Annotated in this window: 14 protein-coding genes; 4 read left to right on the plus strand and 10 right to left on the minus strand. The window is 46.1% G+C overall.

The genetic code is table 11. The features are described from left to right. Positions 1-47: 47 nt before the first annotated feature. Positions 48-512, minus strand: coding sequence for a MarR family transcriptional regulator (locus KHQ79_RS18705; RefSeq protein WP_003241197.1), 465 nt, complete (start codon positions 510-512; stop codon positions 48-50). A gap of 112 nt (positions 513-624) precedes the next feature. Between KHQ79_RS18705 and bmr3 the strand changes: the two genes are divergently transcribed. Further along, positions 625-2,163 carry a multidrug efflux MFS transporter Bmr3 gene (bmr3, locus tag KHQ79_RS18710; protein WP_225516502.1) on the plus strand — a complete coding sequence of 513 codons (1,539 nt, stop codon included), beginning with the start codon at positions 625-627 and terminating at the stop codon, positions 2,161-2,163. 41 nt (positions 2,164-2,204) lie between these two features. Here the strand turns inward: bmr3 and KHQ79_RS18715 are convergent, their stop codons facing one another. The 5 genes from KHQ79_RS18715 to KHQ79_RS18735 all read right to left on the minus strand — a co-directional run bounded on the left by KHQ79_RS18715 (position 2,205) and on the right by KHQ79_RS18735 (position 9,282). After that, positions 2,205-3,830: an L-lactate permease gene (locus KHQ79_RS18715; protein WP_060397877.1), complete on the minus strand. Its 1,626-nt coding sequence runs from the start codon at positions 3,828-3,830 to the stop codon at positions 2,205-2,207. A 31-nt stretch (positions 3,831-3,861) separates the two neighbouring features. Next, complete coding sequence (locus KHQ79_RS18720) at positions 3,862-4,827, minus strand: L-lactate dehydrogenase (protein ID WP_225516504.1); 966 nt, start codon at positions 4,825-4,827, stop codon at positions 3,862-3,864. A 174-nt stretch (positions 4,828-5,001) separates the two neighbouring features. Continuing rightward, positions 5,002-6,981: an alpha-amylase gene (gene amyE / locus KHQ79_RS18725; protein WP_225516506.1), complete on the minus strand. Its 1,980-nt coding sequence runs from the start codon at positions 6,979-6,981 to the stop codon at positions 5,002-5,004. Positions 6,982-7,241: 260 nt separating this feature from the next. Continuing rightward, a complete protein-coding gene (locus KHQ79_RS18730) occupies positions 7,242-7,733 on the minus strand; it encodes a DUF6773 family protein (protein ID WP_225516508.1) in 492 nt (163 codons plus the stop codon). Between the two features lie 115 nt (positions 7,734-7,848). Beyond that, complete coding sequence (locus tag KHQ79_RS18735; RefSeq protein ID WP_225516510.1) at positions 7,849-9,282, minus strand: YfcC family protein; 1,434 nt, start codon at positions 9,280-9,282, stop codon at positions 7,849-7,851. Between the two features lie 148 nt (positions 9,283-9,430). Between KHQ79_RS18735 and KHQ79_RS18740 the strand changes: the two genes are divergently transcribed. Next, the gene (locus tag KHQ79_RS18740) at positions 9,431-10,582 is read left to right on the plus strand and encodes a M20 peptidase aminoacylase family protein (protein WP_225516512.1); all 1,152 of its coding nucleotides are present in this window, start codon (positions 9,431-9,433) and stop codon (positions 10,580-10,582) included. Between the two features lie 40 nt (positions 10,583-10,622). On the opposite strand, the gene opuAC is transcribed toward KHQ79_RS18740, so the two are convergent. Genes opuAC through opuAA form a run of 3 tightly spaced genes read right to left on the minus strand, consistent with a single transcriptional unit; the run spans position 10,623 to position 13,610 of the window. Further along, a complete protein-coding gene (gene opuAC / locus KHQ79_RS18745; protein WP_225516514.1) occupies positions 10,623-11,504 on the minus strand; it encodes a glycine betaine ABC transporter substrate-binding protein in 882 nt (293 codons plus the stop codon). Beyond that, positions 11,504-12,352 (minus strand): glycine/proline betaine ABC transporter permease subunit OpuAB, encoded by an 849-nt coding sequence (gene opuAB / locus KHQ79_RS18750; protein WP_003241221.1) that lies wholly within the window; start codon positions 12,350-12,352, stop codon positions 11,504-11,506. The genes opuAC and opuAB overlap by 1 nt, the downstream gene beginning before the upstream one ends. Position 12,353: 1 nt before the next feature. Continuing rightward, the gene (opuAA, locus tag KHQ79_RS18755; protein WP_019257400.1) at positions 12,354-13,610 is read right to left on the minus strand and encodes a glycine/proline betaine ABC transporter ATP-binding protein OpuAA; all 1,257 of its coding nucleotides are present in this window, start codon (positions 13,608-13,610) and stop codon (positions 12,354-12,356) included. A gap of 289 nt (positions 13,611-13,899) precedes the next feature. Between opuAA and KHQ79_RS18760 the strand changes: the two genes are divergently transcribed. Together KHQ79_RS18760 and KHQ79_RS18765 are read left to right on the plus strand one after the other, a co-directional pair. Then, complete coding sequence (locus tag KHQ79_RS18760; RefSeq protein ID WP_080010733.1) at positions 13,900-14,202, plus strand: ArsR/SmtB family transcription factor; 303 nt, start codon at positions 13,900-13,902, stop codon at positions 14,200-14,202. A 68-nt stretch (positions 14,203-14,270) separates the two neighbouring features. Continuing rightward, complete coding sequence (locus tag KHQ79_RS18765) at positions 14,271-15,437, plus strand: MFS transporter (protein ID WP_225516516.1); 1,167 nt, start codon at positions 14,271-14,273, stop codon at positions 15,435-15,437. A gap of 29 nt (positions 15,438-15,466) precedes the next feature. On the opposite strand, the gene niaP is transcribed toward KHQ79_RS18765, so the two are convergent. After that, complete coding sequence (gene niaP, locus KHQ79_RS18770) at positions 15,467-16,669, minus strand: niacin permease NiaP (RefSeq protein WP_003241231.1); 1,203 nt, start codon at positions 16,667-16,669, stop codon at positions 15,467-15,469. Positions 16,670-16,724: the final 55 nt, after the last annotated feature.

Genomic DNA, 16,724 nt, shown 5'->3' on the forward strand with positions numbered 1-16,724 from the left:
ACTTGTACAATTTATTCGGGAACGGGCCAAGCTATGCACAATTTCGCTTACTGTTTCAGACGTTCAAGCTCTTCCTCCATGATATCGGCAGCTTTGCCTACGAAGCTGAAAATGAGTTCCAGTTCCTCTTCCGTATACTCGCGGCACAAATCCATCGTCGACTCTGACAGAGAGCGGAACAAATCCTTTACATGTTTTTTCGAAGCGGTCAAAGGGACGATCATGACTCTTCTGCGGTCGTTCGGGTCCTTTTCACGAGCCACATACCCCGCTTTTTCTAACCGATCTACAAGCGCTGTGACAGAACCTGTGCTGAGGCCTGTCTTTTTCCCCAGCTCTCCGGCCGTCATCGGTCCCGCTTCATTTAAGATGTCAGCTGATTTCAAATCGGTGGGAAACAGACCGAGAGCCTGAGCGGCTGCCTGATGAAACAGAACCGTTCTTGTGCCCAATTTCCGAAAAAGCTGAACGGCAGTCTTTTCCAACTCACTTCTGGAATTTCTTGTTGACAACTGACAGTCCTCCCTATAGAATCGAATTTATCTTGATAATCGAGATATTCAATGATCAAACTATTATCATGATATCAGAACTTACATAGAAAAGTAAGAGGAGGTAGAACAAATGGACACAACATCAGCAAAACAGGCTTCCACCAAATTTGTGGTCCTCGGTCTCCTGCTGGGCATCTTGATGTCTGCAATGGACAATACGATTGTTGCCACCGCAATGGGCAGCATCGTAGCCGATCTTGGGAGCTTTGATAAATTTGCTTGGGTAACGGCATCCTATATGGTGGCGGTCATGGCTGGAATGCCGATTTACGGCAAGCTTTCCGATATGTACGGCCGAAAACGTTTTTTCCTGTTTGGACTTATTTTTTTCTTAATCGGGTCGGCTTTATGCGGAATTGCACAGACGATGAATCAGCTGATCATCTACCGGGCCATTCAAGGGATTGGAGGCGGCGCGCTCCTGCCGATTGCCTTTACCATTATCTTTGATTTGTTTCCGCCGGAAAAACGCGGAAAAATGTCCGGCATGTTCGGTGCTGTATTCGGATTATCCAGTGTTCTTGGGCCGCTGTTAGGCGCGATCATTACAGATTCGATCAGCTGGCACTGGGTGTTTTACATCAATGTGCCGATCGGCGCATTGTCATTGTTTTTCATTATTCGCTACTACAAAGAATCTCTGGAGCACAGAAAGCAGAAAATTGACTGGGGCGGCGCGGTTACCTTAGTCGTATCCATTGTATGCCTGATGTTCGCACTTGAGCTTGGCGGCAAAACATACGATTGGAATTCCATTCAGATCATTGGCCTGCTTATTGTATTCGCTGTTTTCTTCATTGCCTTTTTTATTGTGGAGAGAAAAGCGGAAGAGCCGATTATTTCTTTCTGGATGTTTAAAAACCGTTTGTTTGCCACAGCACAGATTCTCGCTTTCCTGTATGGCGGAACATTCATTATTTTAGCGGTATTTATTCCGATTTTCGTTCAGGCGGTATACGGCAGCTCAGCGACAAGCGCGGGCTTTATTCTGACGCCGATGATGATTGGATCAGTCATCGGAAGCATGATCGGCGGGATCTTCCAAACGAAGGTCAGCTTCCGCAATTTGATGCTGATATCTGTTATCGCTTTCTTTATCGGCATGCTGCTTCTTTCCAATATGACGCCTGACACAGCACGGGTATGGCTGACCGTCTTTATGATGATTTCAGGATTTGGTGTAGGCTTTAACTTCTCCCTGCTGCCGGCGGCTTCTATGAATGATCTTGAGCCTCGTTTTCGGGGAACGGCCAACTCTACAAATTCATTTTTGCGGTCATTCGGCATGACCTTGGGCGTCACCATTTTCGGAACGGTGCAAACAAACGTATTCACAAACGAGCTGAGCGACGGCTTCAGCGGCATGAAAGGCTCAGCAGGCTCAGGCGCCGCGCAAAATATCGGCGACCCGCAGGAGATTTTTCAAGCAGGAACACGTTCCCAGATTCCTGAGGCGATCCTGAATCGCATTATTGACGCGATGTCATCAAGCATCACATATGTCTTTTTGCTCGCTTTGATTCCAATTGTCCTCGCGGCGGTTACCGTTTTGTTTATGGGAAAAGCCAGAGTGAAAACAACAGCGGAAATGGCGAAGAAAGCAAATTAACAAAAAAGCAGTACATGGCTGACATGTACTGCTTTTTTCGATTACAACCCTAATCTTGCAAGAATAAACGTCCATATACAAATGATCAATAACAGAATCAGACTGTACGCCACTGTCCGTTTAAACAGTTTAGATTCCTTGCCAGTCTGTCCGACCGCTGCGGCGGCGATGGCGATAGACTGAGGAGAAACGAGTTTCGCCATCACCCCGCCCGCCGTATTTGCAGCTAACAGCAAATCAGAACCCGCACCGATCTGCGCTCCGGTGACAACCTGCAAATGTCCGAACAAAGCGTTATTGCTGACAACAGAACCGGTAATGAACACGCCGATCCAGCCGAGAACAGGACTGACAAACGGGAACAAATCTCCTGTTTTCGCCAGTGCCAACCCAATTGAAGAGCTGAGCCCTGCGAAGTTGGCCAGATTGGCAAACCCCATTACGAAGCAGATCGTGATAATCGGCACCCACAGCTCTTTTCCTGTCTCCTTCAAGGAAGCAAAGGCATCCCGATAAGAGAAATTTTTGCTGAACAGCCCTGTCACGATGACTGCCGCTAAAATCGCTGTACCAGTCGCTGACAGCAGATCGACTTTAAAGACTGCATCTAACGGCATGGCCGATGGCGCAATCGGCGGCATTTTCATAATTTGCTGATGCAGAAAAGGCATTTTCAATAATAGTGTTGTCTGATATAACAGCCCGCCTTCTTGGAATAGCGCTTTGAAGGCAGGAAGGCTCCAGATTGTGATCGCGGCAGTTAAAATGTAGAAAGGAGACCATGCTTTCGCAATGTCAGCGGCACTGTATGCCTTTTTCTCACCAGTCTCGCCGGCTCCTTCCTCCCGGTAAATCTCTTTCGGCTGCCATTTGCGGAGGAAGAGCGCAAGACCGCCCATGCTGAATAAAGCCGCCAAAATGTTTGCTAATTCCGGTCCAAGCACCGCCATTGTCAGTGTCTGAACCGCTGTATACACACCGCTCACAACCAACAGGGCAGGCCATGTCTGTTTGATTCCCTTCATTCGATCTAATAGGAATACAAGCAGAAACGGAATCAAAAATGAGATCATCGGCAGTGTCCACATCAATGTCCGTGACAGCTCAAGAGCAGACAAATCACCAATCTGTGCCCCTGTGATTACAGGAATTCCAATCGCACCAAAGGCTCCAGAGGCTGCGTTCGCAATCAAACAGAGCGCCGCCGCTTTTAACGGTTTAAAACCAAGTTCGACGAGCAACGCCGCACTAATCGCAATCGGAACACCAAAACCGGCCGCGCCTTCCAAAAACGCGTTAAAACAAAAACCAATTAATAATAGCTGTATTCTTTGGTCAGGCGAAATGCCGGCTATGCTGGAACGAATAATGGTAAATTTCCCGGTTTTCACTGCAATTTTATACAGCCACACCGCCATCAGAACGATGTAGCCAATCGGCCACAAACCGCTCCCGATTCCTAGTAAAACAGAAGAAATTGCTTTTTCAACCGGCATATGAAATGCCAAAACGGAGACGAAGAAACTGACGGCTAGGGTAAGAAATGCCGCAAGAATGCCTTTCATTTTAAAAACAGTTAAAGCCAAGAGAAAAAAGAGAATCGGAGTGAGCGCCACAAGTGCGCTCACATACTCGTTTCCAAACGGATCATACAACTGCTCCCACATTGACAATCAGCCCTTTACTCTATAGTTGCGATTAGTTGATCTTTTGTTCTGCAAAATGCGGTTTTAAGATGTTTTTAAGGACGCCGGCGCTGTGAAGGAACTGTTCTTTTTCTTTCTCATTTAAGTTCAGCTCAGTGATGCCTGCAACTCCTCCGCGGTTTACGACAACCGGAACGCCAATGTACACGTCATCTGCGCCGTATTGTCCGTCCAAATATGTGCTGACAGTTAAAATGCTGTTTTCATTATGAAGAATGGCTTTTGTAATGCGGGCGAGGCTCATCGCAACGCCGTAATAAGTTGCACCTTTTTTCTCAATGATATGGTAAGCAGCGTTTTTCACGTCATCTACGATCTGGTCAAGCTCCTCTTGTTTGTACGCATCGTTTTTCTCAACGAGTTCACTGACCGGCACTCCGCCGACATTCGCGTGGCTCCAGACAGGAAGCTCTGTGTCGCCGTGCTCTCCGATAATATGCGCGTGCACGTTTTGAGGAGCTGCGCCAAAGTATTCGCTCAGCATGTAACGGAATCTCGCAGAATCTAGTGTTGTACCGCTTCCGATCACCCGCTCTTTTGGCAGGCCGCTGAATTTCCATGTAGCGTAAGTCAGAATATCAACCGGATTTGTCGCGATTAAGAAAATGCCGTCAAATCCGCTCGCCATGACTTCACTGACGATGCCTTTGAAAATCTTTAAGTTCTTTTCTACTAATTCTAGGCGCGTCTCACCAGGTTTTTGGTTTGCTCCGGCGCAGATGCAGACAATATCAACATCCTTGCAGTCTTCATATGTTCCGTAAGATGTTTTGACCGGTTGCGGCGCAAACGCCTTTCCGTGGTTTAAATCCATTACATCGCCCATTGCTTTTTCTTTATTTAAATCAATGACCACAAGCTCATCTGTGATCGCTTGGTTAATTAACGCAAATGCATAACTGCTACCAACAAAACCCGCTCCGATTAAAGCTACTTTATTTACATGTTTATTCATCATTAATCATCCTTCCAGGGTATGTTTTTCTTTGATGTCTGTTTGTGAAGTATTTCACATTTATATTGTGCAACATTTCACAAACTATTGCAAGAGAAAAGTTTTGTCTGATTTATGAACAAAAAAAGAAACCATCTAGGATGGTTTCTTGGGAATTTTCCCTCTGATCGCTTGCCCTCAATGAGGCAGAGAACCGCTTAAGCCAGAGTCGTTATATAAACCATTTTGCACGTAATCAAAGCCAGGCTGGTTCTGTCCAGGCACTTGGGCGCTGCCATTATTAAAAATCACTTTGGCGTTGGTTGTATCCGTATCCGCCGGCAGCGTCAGCATGTAAATTCCATCTGCATTCTTAGTCATTGCTTTTCCCGGCCAAGATCCGGTCAATTCTATCGCTCGGCCTCCATCATGTTTATAGATATAAGCATTTACTTGGCCCCAATGATTCGGATTTTGATAGCCAATTGTTTTGGCCGCAGACGGGTCTCTTTTTACAAAGCTGTACTCTTGGGCCCTCGTTACACCATCACTGTTCGTTCCTGTTAACGTGATGTCGTATGTTGTGCCAAATGGATCTCCTTTTCCGATCGTTAATTGGTCTCCATCCTTAAACGCTGTCTCTTGCCCATTATTGATTTGATACACGGCTTTTGCTGTATTCGCATCTGCACGCAGGGTGATCGTCAATTGATCATTGAAAGAATGGGTTACTCCTGTTTTGACATTCTCAAGGAAGACATGAGGTGCATTTTCAATATTGTCAGGATAAAGAACAACCACTGATCTGGCATTGATCGTGCCTGTCAGTTTACCGTCCGTTACTTGAAATGAACCATCCCCAGCTTTATTAGCATAGCTGCCATCAGGTAATTTCGTTAAAGCATTGATGGTGACAGAAGATGAACCTGCATTTGCCAACACAACGCCATGTGAGCCGCGCTGATTCATGAATATCTGGTTATTTCCATTCGGATTCGAGAGTTCCTCAGGCTGTCCAGCCATTACATTGTGAAATGTATTGACCGCAGCGATAGCCTGATCTTCAAATAAAGCACTTCCGCGGTCGCCTATTTGGCTTTTCCCTGGGAATCTCACACCATTTCCGCCGCCCTCAGGTCTGGAAAAGAAGAGAGGCGTACTGCCTGAGCGAGAAGCAATGACTGCCCAGCCTAAACGAATATCGTCATCACTCATCCATGTAGACTCTTGATCATCATTGGCATACGTATCATGCGATTCCACCCATGTGACTAACTTGTCCGCAGCCACATCAGATGCATAATGGGAGATATTCGACACGCTAAGATTACGATTCTTTAAAGCGGACCTTATGGAATGTCCATAGTTAGATGCTGTCACATTCATATAATTCGCATATGCGGCATCTCTGGAGGCACTATCTTGCAGTATTTCTCCGTATTGGAACTCCGCAGATGTATTTGTGATATTCGGCCAAAATTGACTGCCGTAATTCCCATCATCGGGAAGTTCTATATGTTTGGCGGCATCAAATCGAAATCCGTCTGCCCCATCATTCAATGCTCTTTCTAAGAAACGTTTCAGATAGGACTGTACTTGTGTATTCTGTGTATTCCAATCATACAGCCCGAGCAATGAATTCTGCGTGACATCCCATCGATCTGACCAGTTTTTAATTTGTGTGTTTCCATGGGTCCAGTTTGGAATACTCTTAATCTCATTGGAAATCGCAGCATAGTCACTGGTGGTATGATTGATGACCGCGTCAACAATGACCTTTACGCCATATTCTTCAGCTGCTGCACACATTTCTTTAAATTCTTGTTCAGTACCTAAGTAACGGTTGCCAATTTGGTACGATGTCGGCTGATACAGCCAGTACCAGTTTGACATGCTTTTATCTCCTTGATTCCCTTCCTTTACTTGGTTAATCGGAGACGTCTGAATGGCTGTATATCCTGCATCATGAATATCCTTCATATTATGTTTTAGCGTATTGAACGACCAATTCCATGCATGAAGAATGGTTCCGCTTTTGATCGACGGTGCTGTAAGCTCATTCGATTTGTTCGCCGTTTCAGCACTCGCAGCCGCCGGTCCTGCCAGAACCAAATGAAACAGCAATAAAAATCCAGCGAATAACGGCAGTAAAGAGGTTTTGAATCGTTTTTCAAACATTCTTGACACTCCTTATTTAGTTTTTGAAGACTTACTGCGGAGTCAAAAATCCCTCTTACTTCATCCTTCCGCTTCCTCCTTTCAAACGAATGTGAAGACTGGAGAATTTTGTTAACGCTTACATTTCAAATTATCACATTCACCCTATCAAAACAACTTGATAGAGAGAATTCAAATCTATATTCCTATCCTAATAAAAACGCTGCCCCGAACTGTGAGCCGTTTCCCTCACTTTACAAACAAAAAAAGAAACCATCTCACTACGATGATTTCTTTTCTACTTCTTCTTTTATCGCTCTTCTGTAAGCCAGCTTCACAATCACGTATCGAAGCAGAAACAAAGTGCCGCCGCAGACGATAAAAAGAAGGACCATTTTCAGCCAAGCGAAGAATGTATGGGGAATCCCCCTGTCGTACATCGTAAGCACCACTACCGCAAAGGCGACCGCAATTGACTCTATTCGCTGCTGCTTCACCCGTTTTTGCAGTTCTTCTTCGGTGTCTATTCTCGGCATGAGCATCCCAGATGCTGCTGCTCTGATGCAGTAATATAAGACGATGATGAACAAAAACACAAGGCTTGCAGCCCATTCTTTAAACGGAAATTCAAACATAATGCCGCGGATGATCACATCAAGAAGCGCAAAAGCACCCGCTATTATCCCAATCTCCGACCAGATTTTTTGTTCATTTTCTTTTACTCTCTTATTTTTCCCATTCACGCCTGAAAGTCTATTACGCAGATTATTCATGACCTTCCTCCCGCACTTTTACGAATGGCTTATGGCTTACATGTTACAATAACAGCCTGCGCTTCTGCAATGATTAACTCAAAAGCCCGCCGTACAAGCCGGCGGGCAGCAATCGTTAAAACGGCCCCCAATTGATCATGACGCCGATCACAATAAAGACAAGCCCGATCAAAAACCAAATCAAAGCAAGCGGCACCATAAACCGCAGCCACTTGATATACGGAATGCCGCTGGCGGCAAGCACCGCCATAAGGACGCCGGATGTCGGATTCACACAGTTGACGACTCCTTCTCCAAGCATAACCGCCTCCACTGCAACCTGTCTCGTAATTCCCATCAAATCAGCGAGCGGCGCCAGAATTGGAATAAATACAACGGCCTCTCCAGACCCTGAAGAGATGAGAAAGTGAAGAAGCGCACTGGCGATATACATGCCGATCGCGCCGGCAATTGGGCTGAATCCGTCCAAAAGCGAAGCCAAGGCATTGACGACTGTATCGAGGAGCTTGCCGTTTTCAAGAATGACGGAAATACTTCGTGCCATCCCGACAATCAGCGCCCCGTATACAAGGCTTTGGCAGCCCGTAATAAAGGTTTTGGCAATATCGTTTGCCGCAAGCCCGCCTATTAAACCGGCAAGGACAGAAATAAAAATAAACGTCGCAGCCATTTGTGAATCAGACCAGCCCAGCTTTAAAGCGCCGTACAAAAATCCGATCAGCGACAGTCCCGCCACAGCCAAAATCAGCTTATGGCGAACGGTAAACGGCACTGACTGATCTTCTTCTTTACCCGCTTCACCCATTCCTGCCGCCGGGAACCAATTTGTTCCTAACACACTGGCATCCTTTGATTTTTTTAATTTTCTCGTATACAGATAGATATAAATAATAGAAGAAAGCAAAAAGCATATGTATATCACAATACGCAGGCCGATCCCCGAAAAGAGCGGCAGCTCCGCGATTGATTGCGATAAACCGAGCGGGGACGGTGATAAAATAGTAGAGTTAAATCCAGCGTAGCAGCCGATGTAAATAACAGCGGCGCCCGCAACAGCGTCCCATTTTAAGGATCGTGCGACTATGAGGCCGATGGGGATAAATCCGATAACTGAATTTACGACAATTCCGGTTGTTCCGAGAATGGAGAACAACGCGCCGACAATACAAATAAATAATAATTGCTTTGTGCGGAATTTGCTGATGACATTGTAAATCAGGCCGTTGATGGCGCCCGTTTTTTCTAAAATGGCAATGGTACCGCCTGTGAACAAAATCAGAAAGATGATTGGTGCTGATCCGACCATTCCATCCTGAAGAGAAGTAAAAAAGCTGATCAGGCTGACCGGAGACTGTTCAATTGAATGATAGCTTCCCGGAACAGCAGTCGTGACATCTCCCTTTGTCACGCGGTCAAATTCTCCCGCCGGCACAATATACGAAGCAATAGCGCAAATGAAAGCAATCATAAATAAGAGGACATAGGCGTCAGGCATTTTAAATGTCGTTCGTTTTTTCTTAGGCTGTGTTTCGGCCGCTGGCATACTCATATTTCGATTCATCCCCTCTGTTTGAAAATATTCATTATTCTGAAAAGTAGCAATATGTGCTATATTATATACAGCCTATCTTCCTGTTTCAATATAAATAAAGTAAAGAAGGTAAAATTCATTTTGATAGAAGGAGGTACTTCTTCCCATGCAAAAGCTTTCCGAAGACATGAAACAAACCGTTATGGATATCTTCGAGCATCTGCACGCGAACCCTGAAGTCAGCTGGAAGGAATATGAGACAACTGCATTTCTCAAACAAAAGCTTGAGGATTTGGGATGCCGGACGCGCACTTTTTCAGACTGCACCGGGGTTGTTGGCGAGATCGGTTCGGGCTCGCCGGTTGTAGCTGTTCGCGCTGACATTGATGCGCTATGGCAGGAGGTCAACGGCACATTCCGCGCCAACCATTCCTGCGGCCACGATTCACATATGACAATGGCGCTGGGCACGTTAATGCTGCTGAAAAAACAGCCCGAGCTTCCGAAGGGCACGATCCGTTTTATCTTTCAGCCGGCTGAGGAAAAAGGCGGCGGCGCCTTGAAAATGATAGAAGAAGGCGTGCTTGATGATGTCGACTATTTGTACGGCGTTCACGTCCGTCCGATTCAGGAAACACAGAACGGGCGCTGTGCCCCTTCCATCCTGCATGGGTCAAGCCAGCATATTGAGGGAACGATTATCGGAGAGGAGGCCCATGGCGCCCGCCCGCATCTCGGGAAAAACAGCATTGAAATTGCGGCATTTCTCGTACATAAGCTCGGACTCATTCATATTGACCCGAAAATTCCGCATACCGTTAAAATGACAAAACTTCAAGCCGGCGGTGAAAGCTCTAACATCATTCCAGGAAAAGCGTCGTTCAGCCTTGATTTGCGCGCTCAGACCAATGAAGCCATGGAGACGTTAATCGCCGAAACAGAAAGAGCCTGCGAAGCGGCCGCCGCTGCATTCGGCGCGAAGATCGAGCTGCAAAAGGAACACAGCCTTCCTGCAGCAACACAAAACAAAGAAGCTGAAGCGATCATGGCAGAAGCAATTACAGATATCATCGGGGCTGAGCAGCTTGATGAACCGCTTGTCACAACCGGCGGTGAGGATTTCCATTTTTATGCGGTGAAAGTGCCGAACCTGAAAACAACCATGCTCGGACTCGGCTGCGGACTTCAGCCGGGACTCCATCATCCCCATATGACCTTTGACCGAAACGCGATGTTCAACGGCATTCATATTTTAGCGAATGCCGTACTCAAAACGTTTCAGAAGGCGGAATCACCCGCTGCCGCTAACGCTTCTTAACAAATAAAAAAAGCAGCCTGGCTACAGGCTGCTTTCTTCATTATTTCTTCAAATCTTCAATTGAGTTGACGTTTTTCATATATTGAGGCACAACAAGACCCATCTTCACGCCAGTCATACTGGTGCCTATATCGTCATATTTGCCTTTGTATTTAGCGGCGTATGCTTTATGGGTATTCGGCAGCCATGCGGAAAGGGATGCGTCGGCGCTTCCCGTCGCAACCGCGGTCCACATTGGACCGGCCTCTACCTGAGTAAGCGTTACGTCATAGCCCAAGTCTTCTAAGACTTTGCCAACCACGTTTGTACTTGCAATCTCACTGTCCCACGCCACATAGGCAAGGTTGATTTTGTCTCCCTTCACCTTTTGAACGCCTTTTGTCCACTCCGCAATCTGATCTTTGTGTTTCTTCACATACTCAGCTGCGGCTTTGGCAGGTTTTTCGCCTTCTTCCACCTTGATCATGACTTCGCCCATGTCGTCTTGCGACCATTTAAACTGGCTCAGTAGCTTTACGGCATTCGGCTGTTCTTTGCTGAAGCCTTTGCGCGTGACCGTATGGATTTCCTCTGCGCTGCCATAAGATTGTTTCGGATCATCGAGATATTTCAGCTTATATCTGGAGAACATCCAGTGCGGTGTCCATCCTGTAATGATGATCGGTTTCTTACGGTCGTATGACTTTTTAAGCGTTGCAGTCATCGCGGCGCTTGACGCCGAAATCAATGTCCAGTCATTCAGGTCATAATCCTTCATCGCTTTATCGGTCAGGGCCATAATCCCTGAACCGGGGTCAATCCCGATGATGGTCTTATTCACCTGTTCAGCCGCGGTTGCATTTTCATCGCTTTCCGCCCCGCAAGCCGCAAGTGAGAGCGCCAGCATGGCGGAAACGCCGATACCGATGATTTTTTTAAGCATCAGGCATTCCCCCTGCTTTTCTTCTTCACTTTAATATTTTGAGTAATGCGGTCCAGCGTAATGGCAACGATAACGATGGCGATACCGGCCTCTACGCCGACCCCGGTTTTCAGCTGTGTAACGGCACTGTATACTTCAGAACCAAGTCCAGGCGCACCGACCATTGCGGCGATAACAACCATTGATAACGCAAGCATGATGCTTTGGTTGATTCCGGCCAAAATGGTTTTTGTCGCAAGCGGAAGCTGAACTTTAAACAAACGCTGAGCTGTTGTAGAACCGAACGCCTCAGTCGCTTCAATCAGATCCGCCGGCACTTGTTTAATACCCAGAACAGTCATGCGGATTGTCGGCGGCATCGCGAAGATAACAGATGCAACAACACCCGGCACAACACCGATGTTGAAGAAGAAAATCGCCGGCAATAGATATACGAAAGCAGGCATTGTCTGCATTAAATCAAGAATAGGCGTTACAATACGGCGAACTGTTTCTTTCTGGGACGCCCAAATTCCGATCGGAACCCCGACCACAATCGAAATAATCACAGATGTCAAAACAAGCGCCAATGTTTGCAGCATTGGGTCCCAATATCCTAAATAATCAATCAGGAGGAATCCAATCAATGTAAATAACGCAATTCCCCTCGTACTGATCCACCACGCAAGTGCGGCGAAAATAATCGTTAACAAAATAGATGGGATAAATCCGAGTCCGCTGACAATTCCATTTACAAAAGCGGCCAATCCGTTTGCGATTCCGTCGAAGAATCCGCCAAACGTCATCGTAATCCAGTCAACAAAACGGTCAATGATATCTGCTAAAGGTATTCTAGGCAGTCTATCCATCTTACTTCACCTCCTGTACAGAAGGATCTTGTGTTTGTTCGTCAGTGCCTTCAGCATTGATATACTCGTTATTACCGGCAAGCGCGCCAATCAGTGCGCCTTTTACGACAATCCCTTTCATTCTTTGCTTCTCATCTACAACCGCAATTGGAATATTCGCGTCAGAAACAACGTCAAAAATCTCTGTCAAATACGTATCCTCTGGTACAGTCGTAAATTCTGTATTCAAGATATCTTGAAGTGACAAATCAGATTCAGCCGCTTTTTTCGCATCAGACGCATAGATAACACCTAACAATTTCTTTTGTTTATCCACTGCGTAAATTGAAGAAATTCCAAGGTTTTTCATCAGTGTCAATGCCACGCGAGGCCCTTTATCAATCCGCACTGTTTCAGCACGTTTCATAATGTGGCCTGCTGTGAGGACTTTAGATAAATCAACATCCTCGACGAATTTCTCAACATATTCGTTAGATGGATTCATCAGGATTTCTTCAGGCGTGCCGATTTGAACGATGTTACCGTCCTTCATCAAAACAATTCTGTCGCCGATCCGCAACGCTTCGTCCAAGTCGTGCGTAATAAAGATAATCGTTTTTCCGACATTATCGTGAAGATCAAGAAGTTCATCCTGCATATCTTTACGAATCAATGGATCGAGCGCACTGAAAGCTTCATCCATCAGAAGAATGTCCGGATCATTTGTCAACGCGCGGGCAAGGCCGACACGCTGCTGCATCCCGCCGGAAAGCTGGTCAGGATATTGGTGTTCAAACCCTTCAAGTCCGACGAGCTTTAAGGACTCAAGCGCTTTTTGCTGACGCTCTTGTTTGTCTACACCTTGAAGTTCCAGTCCGTATTCTGTATTTTCAAGTATCGTTCTATGCGGGAACAGAGCGAACTTTTGGAAGACCATGCTGATTTTCTTCCGGCGGACTTCCCGGAGCTGGTCTTTAGACATATTTGTTATCATGTCACCATCAATGTAAATATTTCCGGCAGTCGGTTCAATAAGCCGGTTTAACATCCGTACTAAAGTTGATTTACCGCTCCCTGATAGACCCATGATGACAAATATCTCACCATCATATACATCAAAATCTGCCTGGTTTACCCCAACGGTTGATCCGGTCGCTTTCAGGATCTCTTTTTTCGTCTTTCCGTTGGCAAGCATTTGAACTGCTTTCTTTGTTTGTTTCCCAAAAATTTTAGAGACTTTCTCGACTTTTATCTTAATTGGTTTCTCATCTACACTCATATTTTCCCTCCATATTAAGCAATCTTTATTACCGTAACATTTATGTAACATCCCACACAAACAGCATATTCTCTTTTATTCTGTACCATTTCTTTATAAACATCCATGTAACGGCATGACCTTATTTATGCTTCTAAATGCTCTGTAATCCTCCTTTATGATTGTATTTTACGGGTGATATTTCGCCCATCTTTAGTTGAAAACGCTTTTACTGCATCTGAATTCCTCCTTCCTTTTATGACTTCCTGCTCCTTTACTGGAAAAATAAGTTGCTTTTCCAACCCCGATTTTGTATTATAGTTTCATGACTATGAAACAAACAGATGATCAAATCAGAGCCCAAATTTTTAAAGCCCTGTCTGATGAATCGAGGCTTGCCATTATTCGTACGCTTTATTACAGCGGAAAAGAACTCAGCTGCGGTGAAGTAGGTGAAAAATGCAATATTGTCAAAACCACAGCATCTTATCATTTTAAAACGCTGCGTGAAGCGGGGTTGACGGCAACCCGGAAAGATTCGCGGACAAAATATGTCAGCCTGCGTGAAGACACATTTCAAACATACCTCCCAGGCTTTTTGGAAACCCTCTAAAACAGGGTTTTCTCTATACATATCTGTTTCATAGTTTCAAACTTATAAAACTATAGGAGTGACAAAATTTGAAACATATTTGGCTTTTTTTCAGTGTGATGTTTGTCATTGGCACGGATACCTTTTTGCTTTCGCCGCTTCTCCCGCTTTTACAGGAACAGTTTCATGTCTCTACCGATTTGTCAGGCTGGATGGTCAGTGCTTATGCGCTCGGTTATGCGCTGTTCGCTTTGGTTGCGGGCCCGATCTCAGACCGGCTTAACAGGAAAACAGTCATGCTGTGGGGACTTGCAGGCTTTATCGTATCCACGTTTTTATGCGGCATCGCTCCCTCTTTTGCCGCCATGTGCCTGTTCCGTTTTGCCGCAGGCGTTAGTGCTGCGTTTGTGACGCCTCAAATTTGGGCGTCCATCCCTGTCATCGTCCCGCCTTCTCAGATCATAAAAAGCATGGGGATTGCGACAGCAGGATTGGCCGCTTCACAAATGCTGGGACTTCCCATCGGAGGGTTTTTCGCTTCCTTTACATGGCATACGCCATTTTTCGTTCTGTCAGCTTGCTCGCTTGTTCTTCTATTGATTCTGGCGGCGGCCATGCCTGATATTCGTCCTTCTTCACCCCGTCCGTCAATATTGAATCCATATCGGGAGCTGTTTTCACTGCCGAAAACAACGGTCATCCTGCTTGCCTATTTTCTCTTTCAAACCGGAAATTTCGCTTCGTTCAGCTTTCTAGGCACTTGGCTTTCTGCGGATTATCATTTAACCGTTTCGCAAATTGGCGCTGCTATGCTTGTACTCGGACTGGGGAATATGCTCGGAAGTCTTATCGGCAGCCGAATTTCAGCAAAGCTGGGCATGTTTCAGACATTGATCGGCGGCATGCTGCTGATGGGGGCTCTCTATTTCTGTCTCCCTTTCTTTCCTCACTTATTTTTAGTGGAAACGAGCTTTTTTCTCACTTTCTTTACAGCTGGCATTATCTTTCCGTTAATGATGGGTGTCTTTCAATCCATTTCACCAAACGCTCGAGGAACCATTGCTTCCCTTTCCAATGCCGCTATGTATGCAGGAACCACTGTCGGCACATGTGTTGCAGGTTTTTTGTATCAAAGCACACAGCATTTCGGAGCCGTCACAGGATTTACTGCCATTCTTTTCATATTGTCTATGGCGCTCTACCAGACAATCAGAAAAATCGGAAAACGCCAAACTGAAGCCCGAGTGCAAATGTAAAAAAGCACCTCATTCAAGAGGTGCTCTTCCTATTCAAGCTCCGTTTGTTTCGTTTCTTTTCCCATAATCAAAATACAAACAACCGCGAGTAAGATTGCAATGCAAAAGATTGAAAAGATGACTGAAAATGAAATATGACGGGCTGCGAGCGTTCCGACGAGCAGAGGCCCGAAGATGCCGCCGATTCTTCCAAACGCCGCTGTCGTTCCCGAACCTGTTGCGCGAATCGCTGTCGGGTATTGCTCCGGTGTATAGGCATATAGCACGCCCCACGCCCCAAGATTGAAAAACGATAACAGCATTCCAGCTGTAAGCAGAAGGCCTAAGGAATCCGCCGTTCCAAAGAAATAGGCGCTACCTGCTGTACCAATCAGGTAAATGACAAGTATCCACTTCCGGCCCGCTTTTTCGATCAGCCAGGCGGCAGAAAAATAGCCCGGAAGCTGAGCAAGCGTCATCAGCAGGACATATTCAAAGCTTTGAATCATGCTGAAGCCTTTTAGCAGCATGACACTCGGGAGCCACAGGAACATGCCGTAATAAGAAAACACCACGCAGAACCAAACGATCGACAGCATCACTGTCGCCCGTATATACTGTCTTGCCCAGACGCTTTTTACATTCTCCCACACCGATTTCTTTTTGGCAGAAAGCGACTCATATTTCGGTGAATCAGGCAGACTCGTCCGCAAGTACAGAGCATAAAAAGCAGTCAGCGCGGTTAACAGCAAGGCAGCCTGCCAGCCGAAGCTCGGGATCACAAAGTAAGAAATCAGTGCGGCTACGAGCCAGCCAACAGCCCAAAAGCTTTCCAGAAGCACAATCACTCTGCCCCTCTTTTCAGGCACAACCGCTTCCGAAACGAGTGTTGAAGCGACTGGAAGCTCGCCGCCAAGCCCCATTCCGATCACGAAACGAAGAATAAGAAATGCCGATAAGCTCGTCACAAAAGCTGAAATGCCGCTTCCGATCGAAAAACACAAAAGGGTAATGATAAACACTTTTTTCCGGCCGATTCGATCAGCCAGCAGACCAAACAAAAACGCACCCGCAGCCATGCCGATGGAATTGACGCTTCCGATCCATTTCATTTCTTCGGGCGACAGATTCCACTCCACATGGAGCGCGGCGATAATAAACGATAATATTCCGACATCCATTGCATCAAACAGCCACCCCAAGCCGGCGACGCCCAGCAGTTTACGCTGGGATATAGGCTGTTGTTTTCCCATTGCCAACACCTCTGATATGCAAAATAATTACCGTTTAAGTTTACACCTGTCTTTA

It is taken from the genome of Bacillus sp. TSO22 (assembly GCF_020223595.1).
Classification (GTDB): domain Bacteria; phylum Bacillota; class Bacilli; order Bacillales; family Bacillaceae; genus Bacillus; species Bacillus inaquosorum.